The organism is Vibrio cyclitrophicus (assembly GCF_024347435.1).
Taxonomy (GTDB): Bacteria; Pseudomonadota; Gammaproteobacteria; order Enterobacterales; family Vibrionaceae; genus Vibrio; species Vibrio cyclitrophicus.
In genome coordinates this window covers 32,433-49,894 of sequence record NZ_AP025481.1, presented here as the reverse complement: position 1 = coordinate 49,894, position 17,462 = coordinate 32,433, and the positions used below count along the sequence as shown (strand labels likewise).

General features: G+C 43.9%; 14 protein-coding genes. 6 read left to right on the top strand and 8 right to left on the bottom strand.

What is annotated here, in order from left to right; genetic code table 11:
* Positions 1–288: 288 nt before the first annotated feature.
* The 8 genes from OCW38_RS15255 to puuE form a co-directional block, all read right to left on the bottom strand.
* Positions 289–762, bottom strand: coding sequence for a GrpB family protein (locus OCW38_RS15255; protein ID WP_010432739.1), 474 nt, complete (start codon positions 760–762; stop codon positions 289–291).
* Between the two features lie 16 nt (positions 763–778).
* Positions 779–1,018 carry a hypothetical protein gene (locus OCW38_RS15250; protein WP_016785515.1) on the bottom strand — a complete coding sequence of 80 codons (240 nt, stop codon included), beginning with the start codon at positions 1,016–1,018 and terminating at the stop codon, positions 779–781.
* A gap of 200 nt (positions 1,019–1,218) precedes the next feature.
* Positions 1,219–2,544, bottom strand: a complete 1,326-nt coding sequence (locus OCW38_RS15245; RefSeq protein ID WP_010432736.1) for a hypothetical protein — start codon at positions 2,542–2,544, stop codon at positions 1,219–1,221.
* A gap of 246 nt (positions 2,545–2,790) precedes the next feature.
* The gene (locus OCW38_RS15240; protein WP_261896196.1) at positions 2,791–4,110 is read right to left on the bottom strand and encodes a urate hydroxylase PuuD; all 1,320 of its coding nucleotides are present in this window, start codon (positions 4,108–4,110) and stop codon (positions 2,791–2,793) included.
* Positions 4,111–4,124: 14 nt separating this feature from the next.
* Complete coding sequence (locus OCW38_RS15235) at positions 4,125–4,685, bottom strand: ureidoglycolate lyase (RefSeq protein ID WP_010432729.1); 561 nt, start codon at positions 4,683–4,685, stop codon at positions 4,125–4,127.
* Positions 4,686–4,699: 14 nt separating this feature from the next.
* Positions 4,700–5,686, bottom strand: a complete 987-nt coding sequence (alc, locus tag OCW38_RS15230; RefSeq protein WP_261896194.1) for an allantoicase — start codon at positions 5,684–5,686, stop codon at positions 4,700–4,702.
* A 123-nt stretch (positions 5,687–5,809) separates the two neighbouring features.
* Positions 5,810–6,325, bottom strand: coding sequence for a 2-oxo-4-hydroxy-4-carboxy-5-ureidoimidazoline decarboxylase (gene uraD, locus OCW38_RS15225; RefSeq protein ID WP_016790088.1), 516 nt, complete (start codon positions 6,323–6,325; stop codon positions 5,810–5,812).
* Between the two features lie 22 nt (positions 6,326–6,347).
* Positions 6,348–7,286 (bottom strand): allantoinase PuuE, encoded by a 939-nt coding sequence (gene puuE / locus OCW38_RS15220; protein ID WP_010432718.1) that lies wholly within the window; start codon positions 7,284–7,286, stop codon positions 6,348–6,350.
* Between the two features lie 411 nt (positions 7,287–7,697).
* Here puuE and uraH point away from each other — a divergent pair, with 411 nt between their 5' ends.
* The 6 genes from uraH to OCW38_RS15190 all read left to right on the top strand — a co-directional run bounded on the left by uraH (position 7,698) and on the right by OCW38_RS15190 (position 17,454).
* Positions 7,698–8,051, top strand: coding sequence for a hydroxyisourate hydrolase (uraH, locus tag OCW38_RS15215; RefSeq protein WP_010432716.1), 354 nt, complete (start codon positions 7,698–7,700; stop codon positions 8,049–8,051).
* 251 nt (positions 8,052–8,302) lie between these two features.
* Entirely contained in the window at positions 8,303–9,646 is a 1,344-nt protein-coding gene (locus tag OCW38_RS15210; RefSeq protein ID WP_016766957.1) for an NCS2 family permease, read from the top strand.
* A gap of 262 nt (positions 9,647–9,908) precedes the next feature.
* Positions 9,909–11,360, top strand: a complete 1,452-nt coding sequence (locus OCW38_RS15205) for a nucleobase:cation symporter-2 family protein (protein ID WP_016766956.1) — start codon at positions 9,909–9,911, stop codon at positions 11,358–11,360.
* Between the two features lie 177 nt (positions 11,361–11,537).
* Positions 11,538–12,902 (top strand): 8-oxoguanine deaminase, encoded by a 1,365-nt coding sequence (locus tag OCW38_RS15200; protein WP_010432708.1) that lies wholly within the window; start codon positions 11,538–11,540, stop codon positions 12,900–12,902.
* 766 nt (positions 12,903–13,668) lie between these two features.
* Complete coding sequence (locus OCW38_RS15195; RefSeq protein ID WP_016766955.1) at positions 13,669–14,907, top strand: alpha-xenorhabdolysin family binary toxin subunit A; 1,239 nt, start codon at positions 13,669–13,671, stop codon at positions 14,905–14,907.
* Positions 14,908–15,057: 150 nt separating this feature from the next.
* On the top strand, positions 15,058–17,454 hold the full coding sequence (locus OCW38_RS15190; RefSeq protein WP_261896189.1) for a hypothetical protein: 2,397 nt from the start codon (positions 15,058–15,060) through the stop codon (positions 17,452–17,454).
* The last annotated feature ends 8 nt before the right edge of the window (positions 17,455–17,462 follow it).

Below are 17,462 nucleotides of genomic sequence, written 5' to 3'. Positions count from 1 at the left end.
GTACTGATAGACAAATCTTGAAATTATTCCGAAAGAAAACACTTTGCTTTCAACGGATAAGTCACGCTTTATAAAATCACGCGAAACATAACACAAACCTATAACTCCACTAATATTCCATGCAATATATGTGAGCTTAGTTGCGTAAATTTTAGCAATTAAACCTTGGTAAGATAGTTTGAAGGAAATTTAAGAGGATAAATCTTCACAGGCTCGTTGTTTTTGCTTAACACTCTGTATTAATAAGATTTTTGTTAATTAAAAAATGAGATATTAGGGGCACTGTTGCTATTTCACAGCCAGCACATGCTCGATAAAGTCAGACTTCTTTTCACGGTACTCATCTTGTGGCCAACCTTCGCAAGACATTTTGAAGGTGTTATATTGCTGAACTAATGCCGGATTCGCACGTAGCTTGTCACGAAACCTTAGAAAGCATTCGAACTCAGAACCATTGGCGACCACTTGCAACGCCACATCATCCCCTGATGTAGACGCCAACATACAAAGTTCGGGTGTTCTTAAGGTATCGAGTTTCTCTTTAAAGCCAAGTGTTGTGAGTCTCTCTATAACATCCTCAAGTTCGCCAAGTTCAACACCTACGAAGATATCCAAATCACCCTTAGACAAGGCAAAAGGAATAGAAGATGCGCCTACGTGCTCAACTCTCGCGTTAGGGATTAGCTTTTTGATGTCACGTCCGTATCGGACAAACAGCTCATTGCAAGCCGCTTGATATTGTTCAGCGGGGTAAAATTTCATGTATCCTCACTCCGAATCACAAACTATTGAACACACCAATTACTAACAGAAACAACACGATGCTAATAGCTCCGATATAGGAGATTCTGATTCGCTCTTTTTCAGTTGGAATCAATGAGGGAAAGCGCCCTAGTGTGAATGCTTTACAGACTATCCAGCCAGATCCGTAACCAATGAACTCAATCAGTAACGACTGAAACATATATCTGAAGAATGCACTTAATGCCCTAAAATACGCGACTATCACCTCTTCCATTTTCTGCCCTAATTAAAGTCAATTTAGAACAGAAAGTGCCATGGGTAGAGATTCAAATCAAGAACCTTATATGGAACTATCGGTGCGATAACCAGCCCTATTTCATTCTACTCAATGAGGCAATAAAAATGCAGCTAGGGAAAGCGCCAACTGTTTTAATTAGCGCCTTAAGTCAGTTAAACAAAAAATTTATTCGCTCACTAACAAACCTGATTAGAACAACGAACAGCGAGACAATCAACTAATTCACGTTGATATTTCTCGACAACTGAAAAAGAAAGAATAGGCTTAAGTAGTTGCTGAATGTCCTCAACTGAAGTATTAGAAAGTAGTGTTCCTTTATAATTTATCGATAGATTTTCTTGAGAGTTAGGGCTCTTAGTTCCTAACAATATGTTTAGCTTAACCATACGAGCAAGCTCTTCCTGATATAAAAAGAAATTGCGTAAATGCGTATCGTTAACATAAGATTTAGCGTCTTGATGAACAGTTAACACATCTTCAATCATCTTATTTAGCTTACTTCGAGATTCAATAGCGGTTTCCATTATTTTTAGCCATTGGTTTTCTTCTTGGGTCAACAATGATAATAAAAATAACGTCCGAGCCTTATTATAATCAATAAACCCCGGCCACATAATATCATCGCCACACGCTAGATGCGCTCGCTCAAACTGCTCACATGCTGATCTAAAGTACAAGATTGCATCTTCTTTATGAGAAGGAGATATAGAGCTCACTTTGTCTAGTAACAATTCAACGCCGCCAATAGACAGAATATCTACGTCCTTCAAACCCAAAGAACTAGAAAGAACATACATTGCTTTTTTATTAAAATAGAGTCCTAAGTAATTATGATATATCGTTTTAGTAACTGGATTACAAAGAATTGGGCCTCTAACGTGCAGTAAATCAGCATGAATGTTGAAATTCCTATCCGCTACAAAACTCTGATAAGAAACGACAGCTTTGAACAACTTTATCGTCTCGGTAATCTGAATAGCATTACCTTTACTAATGGAATGCAAGATACCACGCCTTCTCTCTACTTCAACAAGGATAGAGTCCATACGTTTTCGATACTCCAGCTTATCAATATCGCTGGCGTTAAACACCGCTGGAAACAATACGATCAGGTCAATCATATATTGAAGAGTATCGGCGAAAAGAACAGCTGTGTCAGATTCCTTTTTTAACTTAATTTCTATTGATTTGAATAACTCTTCACCGAGCTCTTTTTCATTACTATGCTGGAATCGATTCACTAGTTCAGGTACCGATATTACATAGTTTTCATTATCAAGAATATTACCGTCCATTTTAGTAATATTGTTTACACTATCAATTGATGTATAGGTACGAACAGCTATAAAAAGAGCCAAGACAGCTATACAAAAGCCAACAATTGATATAGTAAAGTTAAGTAGGTCTTTACCTTCTTTTATGTAGTAAATCCAAATCGCAAATGCTGCTGATAGAGCAACAAGTATCGCAATCACAAAATATATTATCCTAATCGCTCTCATACATTCCCTTTAATATTTTTATTAGATAATACTAAAATATGAGATGAGTTTCATCCATATAGATAATTCACTTTCCCGATTGCCCAAAAACAAAAAGCCCCGGTTATAGGAACCGGGGAAACAGGGTGGGATGAGTTTGGCGCGTGCCCGAAACCAAACTCTCCCCAAGCCTCACCTAAGACTCATGCTCTTAGGTAAAGGGTGCTGATTACTGTTATTGCAAAGTACTGTTATTACAAAGTACTGTTATTGAAGCGTCGCGCCTTGCTCAACCCAAGTGCCGATGAGTGCACGTTCTGCATCGGTCATTTGAGTCATGTTGCCAAGCAGCATCACCTTGGTTGTTACGGTTTGAGCAACAATTCTTGGTACGTTGGCTTTAATCTCTTCTGGGGTATCAAACATCACACCGGCTGGCGCAGCAGCAAAAGCGGCGTGGCTCGGGGTTGAGGAGTGACACACAGAACAGCGCTCTTGAATGACTTTGTTGATGGTTTCAAAGCTTACGCCTGCGCTAGCCGTTTGCATTGCGTGGTCTGCAGGAACAGCTTGAGAACGAGTCGTCGTTGAAGCTGTGCCGTTCGAAACAGCCTCTTCTGTCGTCGATTCAGTCGCGCTTACTTGCACTTCTTGAACCACTGGCGCTTGTACAACCGGAGTCATCTGCTTTTTCGCGTAAGGCGAGGTAACAAATGCAAGCGTGATCATCCCCAATGCCGCTACAGGTACTGTCCATGCAAACTTCTGGCTACCATGACGGGTGTTGAAGTAGTGACGTACCAAGATACTAAAGATCGCTAGCCCAGCAAGAATCAACCAGTTGTATTCCGAGCCATAAGTGCTTGGAAAGTGGTTACTGATCATGATGAACAGCACTGGCAGTGTCATGTAGTTGTTGTGACGAGAACGCAGTAAGCCTTTCGCTGGCAATGCAGGATCCGGTTCGCGCTTCTCTTCAATCGCTTTCACTAAGTTACGCTGCGCCGGCATGATAACGCGGAATACGTTACCCACCATGATGGTACCAATGATGGCCCCTACGTGGATGTAAGCGCCACGACCACTGAACACTTGAGTTAGGCCATATGTTGCAGCGACTAGTAGTACAAACAGCACAACGCCAAGCAACACGGGGGTTTTACCTAATGGCGAGTCACACAGTAAGTCGTAAATAAACCAACCAGCAACGAATGAACCAATACCAATCGCGATTGCCGTTGCTGAATCAAGGCCAGAGCCCGGTGCAATCAGGTAAATTTCAGCGTTGAGGTAGTAAACCACACCCAGTAGACACACACCGGTGATCCACGTGAAGTAAGCTTCCCATTTGAACCAGTGCAGGTGCTCTGGCATCTCTGGTGGCGCAAGTTTGTACTTCTCTAGATGATAGATACCACCGCCGTGAATCGCCCATAAGTCACCTGAAAGGCCCGTTTTAGGGTTAACTCGGTTAAGGTTGTTTTCTAACCAAACAAAGTAAAATGATGCGCCTATCCACGCAACACCAACAATCATGTGAGCCCAGCGTATTGCTAAATTCAACCATTCTGTAATATGCGGATCCATAATAAACTCCTGTATCACAACGCTTTAGCTAAGCGTTGCTCTTCCTTGTTGTCTTCCGTTGGCAAATCTTCCAAATGCAATGCCACTCGATCGCTGTCGAAATAAACTTCGTCACAGTTGTGCCCTTCGCCGCCTCTATCGACGATCAAGAACTGGTCTTGATCGGTGAGGGCGAGAACTGGGTGATGCCACACCCCTTTGTGATAGTTCACTCCTTGACGGCCGTTGCTCATGAAAGCTCGGCTATTGGCTAATGTTGGATCGTCGCCTTTTGGCGCAACAACAATTAAATAGGGTTGACCAAGTAATGGAATGAATGCCTGAGAGCCAAGTGGATGACGCTCTAACATTTTGATGGTCAGTGGGTAGCTCAACGGTGTGGCTTGGAAGATGCTGATGATCGCTTCTCCTTCTTGGTCTTGCACATCCGTTGTCGCTAGCTTGTGGTAACGACGTGTTGATCCACTGTTGATCATGAAGAAATCACTATTATCAGACTCGATAACATCGCCAAACTCTGCAAAAGCCTGCTTGGTTAACGGTTCGATAGATAAACGACGTATTCCATTACTCATACTCATTTCCTTACCTATTTCGCTTTCGTACCAAATAGACGCAAACGGCTGATACCACCATCTGGGAATATGTTTGCACGTACGTGGGTAATCGCACCAAGGTCGTTAACCTCAGAAATGAATTCGTGAATTTCATGTGCTTGCAGTTTTTGTGCTGGCAAGAGTTCACGCCAAAATAGGCTTTGTGTTTCAACTTGGTCGTCGGTGCCACCTTTCACGTAAGCCGCTTGAATTGAGCAGCTGTCTGGGTAGTTACCTTTGAAGTGTGCCGTATCCACAACGATACGTTCGATATTACCTGGGTGGCCTAATGCCACGATTACCCAGTCGTTACCCGGTGTACGACGACGTGCTGTTTCCCAGCCATCACCCATGTTTTCACCGCGCCCAGGGCCTAAGATGCTGGCTTTGTTGCCATAATGTTCATCGCTACATGCGAGTGCTCGGCCACCGTGCTCAACGGCTGCTAGGTCAACTTGTTGCTGAGAGTCTATTGCGTCCCAATCCACGCTTGGTCGGCCATAAACACGTAAGCGTGCGACACCGCCATCTGGGTAGATGTTCAAACGTAGGTGCGTAAATACTTGGTCGCTTTCGATGTCTTCAAGATGATGATGATCGCCTTGTAGTGCCATTGAAGACAGAATCTCTTGCCACTCTGTTGAGTCTGTTGGCTCACCTTGTGGTGAATAACACGCGTCAATTGATGCCGAAGGTGGGAAGTTACCTGTGAAGAATGAGGTATCAATATCAACGCCAGCAATGGTGCCAGCTAGGCCAAGGCGAACGACACAGTAATCGTAACCTTCGCCGCGTTTACGTCTGCTTTCCCAGCCGTCCATCCACTTGCCGTTATCGTCGTATAAGTCGTCTTTCCACTCTGGTGCTGCGTGGCTGAGTAGACGGCTTTTATCTGCGAAAAAATCATCTGTTGCGAAAATAGCTTTTGCGCCGAGTTTTTCATCTGCAAGGTTTATGTACTGTTCAAATTTATGGGTCATGTCCGTGTAATCCTATGAAATTAATCAAGTAATAATAAAATGAGAACTTAGTGGCTTATTCGCTTATAAAGCATACTCTTAGCGCACTAAGACTGGGCTGAGATAGCTGTTAACTCCGTTAACTTACATATCCCAGAGACGAAACATCGCGATCTTATTGATCTCTTGAATCGCCGTAGCAAACTCAGTTTCAATATCATTTCCTAATCGCATCTCGAACGACTCAAGAATTTGGTAACGATTGGCTCCCTTCACCGCCATGATAAAAGGGAAATTGAAGCGACTTTTGTAGCTGTTGTTATAAGAAGTGAATTTTTCAAATTCTTCTGCGTTGCACTGGTCGATGCCCGCCCCCGCTTGTTCTTTGGTCGACGACTCGGTAAGTTCGCCGTTTACTGCTGCTCGACCGGCTAAATCCGGGTGAGCATTGATCAAAGCCAACTGTTTACCTTGGTCTGCACTTAACAAAGTCGATGCCATTTTCAGATGAAGATTCTCGATATGGTCGTCTTCGGCATTCAAACCTTGGTCATACACCAGTTCTGCAACCCACGGGCTGTGTTCGTAGACGTCAGCAAAGTGAGCGACAAAGATATCGCGGTCCATGGTTGTTGGTTGGCATGATCGAAATTTAGTCACGTTAAGCCTCCTTGCTTCACTGCTACTTTTGCGGTTGATGAATAGCGTTATTTGGTTGATATGGATGATGTTGGTGCCAGTGGTTAGCAATATCGATTCTACGACACAACCACACGCTGTCGTGCTGTTTGACGTAATCTAAGAAACGTCTTAATGCAGCAATACGACCGGGGCGGCCAATCAAACGACAGTGAAGCCCAACCGACATCATTTTCGGTGCGGTTTCACCTTCCATATAAAGGGTGTCAAACGTATCTTTTAGGTATTGGAAGAACTGCTCACCCGAGTTGAAGCCTTGCGCCGTTGAAAAACGCATGTCGTTCACATCGAGTGTGTAAGGGATCACCAATTGCGGATGACCGGTTTCGATGTGCCAATAAGGCAGGTCATCATCGTAGGCATCCGAGTCGTAAAGAAAACCGCCCTCTTCTGCTACCAAGCGACGCGTATTTGGACCCGTTCGACCTGTGTACCAACCTTGTGGGCGTTGACCCGTCACTTGTTGGATGATCTCAATCGCTTTGCTCATGTGGTCGCGCTCTTCAGACTCATCAATGTATTGATAGTCAATCCAACGATAACCATGACTACAGATTTCGTGACCCGCCTCGACCATGGCTTTAGCAACGTCTGGATGACGCTCAATCGCCATAGCAACCGCAAAGACGGTCAATGGGATTTCATATTCATCGAACAAGCGAAGAACACGCCATACACCCGCGCGGCTACCATATTCATAAATGGATTCCATGCTCATGTGACGTTCGCCTTTGATCGGCTGTGCTGACGGGATCTCTGAAAGAAAAGCTTCAGACTCGTCGTCTCCATGTAACAAACAACGCTCACCGCCCTCTTCATAGTTCAATACAAAAGAAACCGCGACGCGCGCATTACCTGGCCATTGAGGGTTTGGAGGGTTAGCTCCATAACCGATCAAATTCCTTGAATAATCCTTATTCATCCAAGTACTCCTAACATAAGTGGTTGGCTTGGCCGCTCTTTCACTGGTTCATCAAAATAAATCAGTTAATGGACTTTCCAAAAATCGAGTAACCTTACCCCTGTACATTTATTGTATACAATTATTTATCTCGATGTAAAGATTTTGTTATCCAAGTTAAATGGTCGCAACTTTTTTAATTAAAAACAACAAGTTAACAAAATTCAAGTTCATTAAAAAGCGATAATCAAGATCTATAAAGTCAAGAAAAACGACAGATTAGCCAACATTTTTATAACAATTAGCTTTACTAATTGTGTACAGTTCGTACATAGTTAGTGATAACAAAGTGACCAGTTGCATTCTTTGCAAGGTCGAAATAGACAGATAAACCACGGAACAGAGGAGCGCCAAAAGCGCTATTAAAGGACTATGGGAAGACTAACAACACACGTATTAGACACTACTCACGGCTTACCGGGTGCAGAGATAAAGGTAGAGCTTTTTAAGGTCAACGAAGGCTCAACAGAAAAGCTGGTGACGGTACTCACCAACTCCGATGGCCGAACCGATGCACCGATTCTGGCAGGGAATGATTTCCGACCGGGGAAGTATCAATTGGTGTTTTACGTAGCCGATTACTACAGAAGTAAAGGCGTAGAGCTGGATGGCGTGCCTTTCCTAGACGACGTGGTTATTCGTTTCGGCTTAGATGATCCAGAAGCGCATTATCACGTTCCTCTTCTCGTCTCGCCTTACAGTTTCTCGACTTATCGGGGCAGTTAGTCCCGATGCTTAGAATCCCGATCTAGGCTCAATCACCCAATAATTAACAGATTCATGCGTGATGTGTGCATCCCAAAAGGTGTGCACTCACTAAACACGCTCACATAAAAATACTAACAAAGTTAACAGTTAAAAAATGAGCCACACAAAGCTCATCAATAACGAGTTAGAGCTAGGAAAAACCTTAAAACTTAATATTGAAATCTCGCTGTATTCAATAAATGGATCACAACATAAAAGGACTTGCAGACATGAGTGAGAGTAAAACAGAAATACTCAACCAAGACGCGAATAACGGAATTTTAGAGAAACTCTTTAAGATTAAGGCACACGGAAGCAGCGTAAAAAATGAGTTAGTCGGCGGTGTCACCACCTTCGCAACCATGGCTTATATCATCTTCGTTAACCCACAGATCATGGCCGCTTCAGGTATGGATGCAGGGGCGGTATTCGTCGCGACTTGTATTGGTGCCGCGATCGGTTGTTTGTTAATGGGCTTATTTGCCAACTGGCCTGTCGGCCTTGCGCCGGGCATGGGGTTGAATGCGTTCTTCTCGTTTACGGTTGTGAGCGAGATGGGTTACAGCTGGGAAGTGGCGCTGGGTGCGGTGTTTATCTCCGGTATCTTGTTTGTCGGGATGAGTTTCTACAAAGTCCGCCAATGGATCATCGAGAGTATTCCTGAGAGCTTACGCTATTCCATGACTGCGGGTGTTGGTTTGTTCTTAGGTCTAATTGGCTTAAAAACAGCGGGTATCGTCGTCGAAAACCCAGCGACTTTGGTTTCACTGGGTGATTTCACCAAACCAGAAGCTCTGCTTGCTGCTATCGCATTCTTGATCATTGCAGTTCTAAGTGAACGTAAAGTGTTTGGCGCGGTACTGATTGGTATTTTGAGTGTAACGCTAGTCGGCATGATGCTTGGCTTAGTTCACTACGATGGCTTCTTCGCTGCACCACCAAGCCTAGCTCCTACCTTTATGGCAATGGATATCGTAGGTGCACTGAACGTATCGATGATCAGCGTTATCTTGGCTTTCCTTTTTGTAAACATGTTCGATACCGCGGGCACATTAATGGGCGTGGCTGAGCGTGCAAATCTGACCAATCCTGAAACGGGTAAGATTGAAGGCCTGAGCAAAGCACTGAAAGCCGACAGTATTTCAAGCGTGGCAGGTGCGTGTGTGGGTTGTCCGCCAGTAACCAGTTATGTCGAAAGTGCAGCCGGTGTTGCTGCAGGCGCAAGAACAGGCCTCTCAGCAATTGTGGTTGGCGTATTGTTCTTAGCGGCAATTTTCCTATCACCGCTTGCTGGCATGATCCCCGCTTACGCAACGTCTGGTGCTCTTATTTACGTCGCATTCGTGATGATGAGCAGTATGCAGCACGTCGATTGGAAAGACTTTACCAACGGTGCTCCCGCTGCAATCACTGCACTGATGATGCCTCTGACCTTCTCTATCGCTAATGGTATCGCACTGGGTTTCATTACCTACACAGTGCTTAAACTGGCGACAGGTAAAACAAAAGACGTATCAATTTCGATGTACTTCCTAGCCGCGATTTTTGTCGCGAAGCTCGTGTTCATCGGTTAATCAAATCGTTCTTGAGCCGTCTCTTAGACATTTGGTCATTTAGAGATGGCTCAAGAATGAGTGCTTGGTTTGTTCACAAGCCAAGCTATTAAGACACATGCTAGAACAACATTTTTAAGAAAAAGCTAATAGTGCTAATCAGCGGAGTGTAGACGCATTCCGCTCGGTTAGTGCACCTTTTTTATGACCCTACGCAGTTTGTAGAAGTCATTATTTGACCGCCAATCGCCTGTAAACGGAAACGCAGGCAGAGGAATATCAAATGAAACTTCTGTACACCCTAAATGAAAGACCGCCTCACGGCTTAACCTTTTTACTCGCTTTACAGCACATGCTCGCCTCGATTGGTGGCATTGTTGCTATTCCCCTCATTGTCGGCGCTTCTATCGGCCTACCTAACACAGAGATCGTCTCGCTGATCAATGCTGCGCTACTAGCGTCAGGTATTGTAACCGTCGCTCAATGTCTCGGCTTTGGCCCTGTTGGCATTCGACTGCCCGTTGTTATGGGTTCGAGCTTTGCCTTTTTAGGTGTCGCTATCTCAATCGGTAACGAAGGCGGTGTCGCCGCTATCATGGGCTCGGCGCTTATCGGCTCGTTTGTCGTGATTGGTGCCAGCTTCTATATGGACAAGGTTCGGAAACTGTTCCCAACCGTGGTAAGTGGTGTGGTGGTTACCCTAATCGGCTTAACCATTTTACCGGTTGCCATGAATTGGGTCGGAGATTCTCCTGCCAACACGGAACAATTCGCTACGCTACCAAAACTGTTTCTAGCTCTAGTCTCTTTGGGGATTGTGGTTGGTGTATCGGTTTACTGTAAAGGCGCGGTTGCCGCTTCAGCCATCGTGATTGGTTTAGCGGGCGGCTACATTGTGGCGCTATCGCTCGGTATGGTCGACCTTGAACAAATCAGCTCTGCCGCTTGGGTTGGCGGACCTGAACCTTTCAAATATGGCTTTACCTTTTCTGCCAGTGCCATCATCAGTATGAGCTTGGTGTACATCGTGGTGATCGCCGAAGCAACGGGTGACTTCATGGCATTGGGCAACAACTGCCAAACCCAAGTCAGCGGTAAAGATCTAAAACGTGGGCTGTTAGGCGATGGCCTTGGTAGTACCTTATCTTCGATTTTAACAGCGATGCCATTGGCGTCGTTCAGCCAAAACGTCGGCATTGTGGGTATCACAGGGGTAGCAAGTCGCTATGTAGTGGCTGCAACCGGTGGTTTACTAATTTTAGGCGGTTTATTCCCGAAATTAGCTGCTATTGCCGTCACGATTCCGAAACCTGTTTTGGGTGGTGTGGGCTTTGTGATGTTCGGTATGATTGCTTACGCGGGTATCCGCATGTTGATCAAAGCCGCAGACACCAAACGAAATGCCTTGGTAATCTGTGTAGGTTTGGCGTCTGGCTTGGCGGTAACTTTCGAACCAAGACTGCTGCAACACTTACCGCATGATTTGGCGAACTTCCTTCACTCGGGCATTACCACAGGCACCATCATGACGGTTCTGCTAAACCTTGTGTTACCAAGATCATCAAAAGCTGAAGAACAAGAAGCGTTAGCCGAGAGCCAAGCGCAAGTTGAGCTAGAAATGAAAGAACAGGCTGAAGAAGAACTACACTCAGGCGAGCAGTTAGAGATTCAACATGCAAGTACAGAAGCAGACGTTCAAGCGGCATCAGAAAATCCTGAGCCAAAAACGAACTAGCTGATTCCCCAATTTAACTGGTTCACTGACTAGCGTAAAACCGATTTTCACAGAATCAGGGAATGATTAGAACATTGAACGTTTTAACGCCCCCTGATTCGAATTTATCTATCAACAGCAAATACCAACAAAGACCCTCTTCCCTGAAAAGGCTGAGATGGCTAAGGACTACTATGAATGGAAACAATCTGGATTAAGAATCCTCTCGCAATCTACACTGGCTCACAGGCTGATGCAGAAGGCGGAATCGTCATTAAAGGTAATAAAGTCATTGAATTGGTTGGCAAACACAAAGAGCCGACCTTACCCGTAGATTACAGCGTCGACGCCTCTCGTCATGTTGTAACTCCCGGGCTTATCAATGCGCACCACCACTTCTATCAAACCCTAACGCGTGCCTACCCTGGCGCACTCAATAAAGAACTCTTCCATTGGCTACAAAGCCTCTACCCAGTTTGGGCTAACCTCGATTCTGAGATGATGAGCCTTGCTACAGAGCTAGCATTGGTCGAGTTAATGATGTCGGGCTGTACCACCGCGTCAGACCACCATTACTTGCTACCAAACGGGCTTGAGCATGCCATCGATTTACAAGTCGAAGCGGCAGAGAAGCTAGGTGTGAGAGCGATATTTACGCGTGGCTCCATGAGCCTTGGAGAAGATGAAGGTGGACTACCTCCACGACACACCATTCAAACTGAACAAACCATTATTGATGACAGCCAACGCTTAATTCGCGATTACCACCAGCGTGATGAAGGGGCGATGATTCAAATCGCACTCGCGCCTTGTTCGCCGTTTTCAGTCACTACAGACCTGATGAAAGAAACCGCCAAGATCAGTGAGCGTGAGAACGTGATGATGCACACTCACCTATGCGAAACCTTGGATGAAGAAGACTTCTGTATTGAGAAATTTGGCCTACGCCCTGTGGATTACCTAGAAGATGTGGGGTGGCTGAATGAACGCACTTGGCTTGCTCATGGTATTCACTTCAATCCAGAAGAGATCAAACGTTTGGGTAAAGCGGGCATTGGTATCAGCCATTGCCCGACGTCCAACATGATGCTGGCTTCCGGTATTTGTAAGAACAACGATCTTGAAGCAGCAGGCGTAAAAGTCGGGTTGGGTGTTGATGGTTCCGCCTCAAACGACGGTTCAAATATGATTGCCGAAGTGCGCATGGCAATGTATCTACAACGCCTGCAATATGGTTCTGCCAATGTTTCACACCTCGATGCACTGCGCTGGGCAACGTCAGGCTCAGCACGCGCAATGGGCAGAACCGACATTGGTACGCTAGAGGTTGGCAAACAAGCCGACCTCGCAATGTTCAAACTCGATGATATTCGTTTCTCTGGTAGCCACGATCCACTCGCTGCATTACTACTTTGTGGTGCTCAACAAGCGGATAAAGTGATGGTGGCCGGAAAATGGCGAGTTAACGATGGTGCCGTTATTGGCGTAGACATGGAGCAACTGATGCACCGCCACCATTCTGCCGCAATGAAGCTAGGTAAACTGGCGATGAATAACAACTAACTAAGATACTTGCCCATCAAAGACTGTAGGCCAAAGCGAACGGCTTTGGTGGGTAAACTTATAAGCATTAGAAAACACCCGCAAGCATACCAAAAAATCTGCAAACATGATTGCCTCTCAATCTGTATCAATCTATTTCTTTAAATAGTTCTACCTTTATTAAATCGGAAATATAAACAATAACTAATTAAATACAATCTAATTGAATATAATCTAATTTAATTACACCTAATATAAGATCACCTAATAAAACATTCGCTAATAAAAATTCCCGTCATTATAAAAACACCCGTACATTGTTTGGCACAGATCAAATTTAAAACGCTCGTTCTATTTATATATTCATTAAATTAATCAACAGATTTAGTAATAATAAGAATAATGGCGATAATTATATTTTTATCATTTAACACCTTTATGAATAGAATGAAAACCTCTCGAGGCCTTTCCATAACTAGCCTGACAAAAGAACCAAAACTAATGATTCAAATATCATTAAATTCAATAGATCAACAAACGACCAATATAAATCCAAATGTGTGACCTAAATAGAACTTTTCATTATAAATCTGCTATAGATTGACCAAATCTTATAAAAACAAAAAACACATTAAAGAGGTTAGTTTTAAAGAACAAAAAATAATCACAAAAATAACAATATTAAAATATTCAATAACCCTTCATAAATATTTAAAAAATGCCATCAAGTGGTAGGGGGATTATTGTCTTTGCAAAAAGCTAATAACAAATCTAACAGGGCTAAACGATGAAAAAAATCACAAAAACACTCGTATTATCTTCGATATCAATTGGGCTACTTTCCTCTTTTGCACTCACTTCTCAAGCCGCTCCAGTTCAAATCAACCAAGCGTCAGCTGAACAAAACATACCTCAAGTTACCTACGACACGATCATTGGTGAGAATGGCGTCTTTATCGATTTAGAAACTGACAACTTTATTCTTAAGCAACAAGAGTGGTATCAGATTCAAGCCTATGTAGAAGGTGCTTTGGCCCTACCCGTGACAGAAGCCAGTATGAAGTCGACTTTAAGTATTCCTAACGACATTCCTTTCTCTAATTTCCAAGCACTGGTTCAGCAATACTCAAATATTCACGATACCGCCTTTTATTGGAAAAAAGATCTTTATCCAAGCATCGTTGGTCTTTCATTAAGCTTGGCCAATTACGTCCAAATTAAAGACTACATGCTTAACCCACTTAGTGATGCTTTGAATGAAATGCTGGCCAAAGCATTCTCGCCGCTCCCAGAAGATATCGAAGCGGTAGAACGCAATAGAAAGGTGGCGATCGCTTACCTGAAAAGCCTGCAGAGTTTTTCCATGAGATACCAACAAGAAGTGTCTGACGTTGGCGGTAACCTATTGGAATTTTCAGCTACATTAGATACACAAAAATTGCAGTTAGATGTGTTGGAAGGCACTCACAACGGTTACCTAAGCGACGATGGCAGCGCGCTTCAGCAGCGAGTGAATGACATCAATGCGCGTATTACTCAACTCAACAAAGATTACACTCACTACGTTACGGTCGCCTCTACCGCGGTGACTTATGCATGGTTCCCTCTGGTTGCAGGTCCAATCATGGGCGTATATGGCGATAAAGCAGAAAAAGCACGCAAACTTCGTAACGAATTACAAAACGAAGTAAAAGAGCTTCAAGACCAGTTAACTTACACACAGAAAATATATAACTCTTATCATCGCTCTTCAGAGAGTATCGATATGATTTCTCAACAAATAGAAAATGCGATTCCACATATTAATAAGCTGAAACTAAATTGGCAGAAAATGAATGCCGACTTTACTTCACTGCTCGTTGCTTTAGAACAAGCCCAGAATAATGCCGACATCATGAAAGACGACGCAATGCTAGGCGCAATAGGCGCTCTTGCCAATACAACGGTTGCAGAAAGTAACTGGAGTAATATTAGTGAGAAAGCAAAAGCGTTCGCAAACAATGCATATATCCAAGAAATTGAATAGTCCATAGACCTCTCGATCATATAAAAACACAAAAATATAACGCAATAGCCAAAAATATATCCCTAACAGAAAGCCACACCTTATCAAAATTAAGGTGCTGGCTTCTGCTACCCAAAATTTGGCAAATACTAATTTCGACAGGACATCAATATGAGACTTCTACCTATTATTATTTCTCTTTCATTCTCTCCACAGGCTTTTTCTAGCGATTGGCTTGAACTGAACAATTTACCCAATTCAACCGAATACCCAACTTGGGTTCAATCGGCCTATTCCGATGTCGGCGTTCTATCTCGTTCCACATCCGATTTACACATCAACCTCAGTGATTGGATAGCAGAACAAAACCTTTACGTCACTCAACCCTCAAAAATCGTCGTTTTTGCAGATACCATTGAAATTCCAGAGAATTTCAACTTGCTTGTAAACAACCAAAACATCCTTATTTTTGCGCGGAAAATCGTTGGCCAAGGCACGCCGACGTTTGTGCTCGGACAGCAAGGCTCTGCAGCCTCAATTTCTGTGATTGCCGGCGAAATAGAAACACCGATTAATGTACTCGCTTTCCAAAGCGATGGCAGCATTACACGAGATGCCCTAACAGGAAATACAGGAGATGGTGAATCCGTTGTCTTAGCAGGAGAGCACTACCGAAGAACGACCATTGACTCGAACATTACTGGGCAAATGAAACTGGCTACTGAACCTTTTACAGACATTGTTAATCGCTCGTTTGATATGGCAGCCAGCTTATACGATACCAACCCAAAGCTTAGCCTCGACCTCATCAACTGGATTGAACAGAGCTTGCGTTACTCAGGTTCAGTGGTGGAAGACGATCCGATTCTTTCCGACCTTTACCTACAAACGGTCGCGCTCAAGCAATTCATTAGCTTCAGCACCAAAGAGAGCAATTACGTTCCTTATCTCGACAAGGTGTTATATCAAGATAAATACGAAGCCTATTTGAACGCTATGATCGCGTATCAAACTCAATGGGACATTATTCAAGATAGAAACACGGTCATTGAAGACAAGATTGAAGCCGCCAAGTTAGCACTCGCTAACATCGAAGACGTTCTACGCGCTCAGAGTTCGATCATCACACAAACCCAATCCAACATAGACAAGATAGGCGATAGCCTGACCGAGGTCGATAGCCAATATAAAGCACAAGAACTAGTCACTCTCAGTTCAAAAACCACTTATTTAGTTGGTGTCGAGAATTGGAAAACCCAACAACAACTCAATGCGGCTCTCGCAATATTCAAAGCAATAGCCGAAATTGGAAGTGCCGTGAGTGGGGTATTCACAGGCAACCTTTCTGGTGTGAATGATCTAACCGAGCAATTGGCTAAAACACCTGAAGCATTAGAAAAAGCGAAAAACCTCGTCACCAATATCAAGTCCGTCACAGGCATTATTGATAGCGTGACCAAAACGATTTCTGGCATTTCTCAGTTAACCGCGGATATTAAATCAACCATCAAGCTCCAGAAGGTATCTGAAGCGATGGATGGCTTTAACTTCAACATCCCAACCATCAATGAAAGCAATCTGGCGTGGGATCTGATGATCACCGAGATCCGCAGCAACTTAAGATATGCCGATAGCTTAGGTATCAAAGGATCAAGACAATACCTACTCGAACTCGAAAAGCAGGTTCTGCTCGGTAAGGCAATTAACATCACGCAGCTTAACTTTGCTCACGAGCAAGCGAAGTTGGTAGACCTCTTACTCACCAATAATGTGACTATCAATCAACAACAAAGATTGAACGATGCGATCGAGGGTTATCAAGTAGACACCGACAGCTTCGATTCGATTGAACGTGAACTATCACGAGTATTGATGCACTTTAAGCGTCCGATGTTCGTTGCTTTGTCTAACTATGTTCAGGCATACGAATATTGGGCATTGAAGCCAAGCGAAGTTACGCCTTCTCTGAATAAAAGCTACTTGGGCTACCAATTTGATTTGGCTACTGTCGAAAGTGAGTATGTAAATGCTCTGTCTTCTTTCCAACCAGCACCACAAGATTTCACCATCGACAACTACACCATTTCTAGCCCCGAGCAACTAGAGAGCTTTGCAACAACCGGACAACTAAACTTCACCATTCCACTAGAACAAGTCCAATTGTGTTCGTTTGACCGCGTTAGGCTTTCCACGGTACGAGTGTTCTTAGAGGGTGAAAACTTACCTTATGGCAAGCAACTCAACCTGCGAGTTTCCAGTTCGGGTAACTATTTAGACCGATATGAGAACAAGGACTATCAGTTCAGTTCTAACCCTGTTTCACGCGCGTTCTATTACCGCCTAGATGATCCAACCACCAACGATGTTAGCATCATCACCGATGGTGCCGTGGCGAATAAATTCGAATACGCCTACTTCCAACCCACTCCGTTTTCATCATGGAATGTCACGCTCAACAACTTTGATAAAACCGAGCAAACGAACAACCAGTACTTAAAAGATGTCGAACAGATTCGCGTCGAATTCTTAGGCAGCGGTATCCCGAATGGCAATAGCTGCTCTAATTAGCTAAGTGC